This is a genomic window from Moorena sp. SIO2C4, from assembly GCF_010672485.1.
GTDB classification, from domain to species: domain Bacteria; phylum Cyanobacteriota; class Cyanobacteriia; order Cyanobacteriales; family Coleofasciculaceae; genus Moorena; species Moorena producens.
Map to the genome: position 1 here is coordinate 1 of NZ_JAAHGN010001463.1, position 1,380 is coordinate 1,380.

A 1,380-nucleotide genomic window follows, 5' to 3' on the forward strand; every position below is an offset into this window, starting at 1 on the left:
ATGTAGGGTGGGCATAAATAAAGATGTAGGGTGGGCAGTGGTTTATTAAGGGATAGTAATAGTTGAAAATCGGATAGAGCACTGCCCACCAGCCAGATATACATGTAGGGTGGGCAGTGCTCTATCGGATAGAGCACTGCCCACCCTACGATTAATATCTAATTAAATCCCTGTTGGTGGGCAGTGCATATCCAACCGATTCCGATCGGATTTTATTGGTTTAATCCACTGCCCACCCTACGATTAATTTTATTAAAACTGTTGGTGGGCAGTGCATATCCAACCGATTCCGATCCGATTTTATTGGTCTCGTCCACTGCCCACCCTACGATTAATTTTATTAAAACTGTTGGTGGGCAGTGCATATCCAACCGATTCCGATCGGATTTTATTGGTCTCGTCCACTGCCCACCCTACGATTAATTTTATTAAAACTGTTGGTGGGCAGTGCATATCCAACCGATTCCGATCCGATTTTATTGGTTTCATCCACTGCCCACCCTACGATTAATCGTCGCTATTTGGTAATAAAAAAAAATTCCTAAACCCCTTGACCAGAGATTAATAAATTGATATATTAATAATGTAAGCGTTTTAAACCAATAACGATTCATGAGTACAAACTTTCCTTCAAACCCTGATGACAATCAAAACCCTGAAAACCAAGGTCGCAAAGCTAAGAAAGCCAAGCACATCTTGATTGGTTATCCTGAACAAGTTCGGAAAACAATTCTTACCATCTATTCTCTTAAATACGCTTATCCCGACGAGTGGAGCACTCCCGAACCTACCGGAAATCCTGGTGAGGTTATGGTGACTTTGATTCGATATTTTTACGTAGATTAGGATAGTAAATTGCCAGGGCGTCGCCCTGGCGACCAGGAATGAAGAATGAAGAATGAAGAATGAAGAATGAAGAATGAACGTTTTTTTGGGGAGGGGTATAAATCAGCAAGCCGTCAGCGGTCAGCCGTCAGCTTATTTTATTCAAAAGCACCGATTGCGCTACGCGCAGGCTAAGCCTTTGGCTGATACGCGACACGCTGATAGCTGACTAACTCGGGAATAATGTACAATTAATCAGGAGTTATATGGTTTAAGTGCAGCTTAGCTGTACGTTTTGAGGTTTACACAATATAATTCGGTCAAGTATTAGAGTTTATCTGAGCTTGACCGAATTTTTTTATTAATTGCTATACTTATAGAAGTTATTAATGGGAGTTTTGATCCCCCCTAACCCCCCTTAAAAAAAGGGGGGAAAAGAGTAGGCGTAGGGTGCGTTAGGGACGGGCTCGGCATCATTTTATAGGTAGTCAGTCTTGGAAGAGTCCGTCCCGTAACGCACCACCAGGTCAAACTGACAGCTGATAGCTGACCGCT

General features: G+C 42.6%; 2 protein-coding genes. Both read left to right on the forward strand.

Annotated features, from left to right (window positions below; genetic code table 11):
- Positions 1-612 precede the first annotated feature (612 nt).
- Positions 613-846 (forward strand): hypothetical protein, encoded by a 234-nt coding sequence (locus tag F6K20_RS38605; RefSeq protein ID WP_287256750.1) that lies wholly within the window; start codon positions 613-615, stop codon positions 844-846.
- Between the two features lie 73 nt (positions 847-919).
- Positions 920-1,054, forward strand: a complete 135-nt coding sequence (locus F6K20_RS38610) for a hypothetical protein (RefSeq protein ID WP_267872043.1) — start codon at positions 920-922, stop codon at positions 1,052-1,054.
- Positions 1,055-1,380 lie beyond the last annotated feature (326 nt).

Coding starts and splice junctions, on each gene's coding strand:
- F6K20_RS38605 (WP_287256750.1), top strand. CDS start 613: ATGAGTACAAACTTTCCTTCAAACCCTGATGACAATCAAAACCCTGAA.
- F6K20_RS38610 (WP_267872043.1), top strand. CDS start 920: ATGAACGTTTTTTTGGGGAGGGGTATAAATCAGCAAGCCGTCAGCGGT.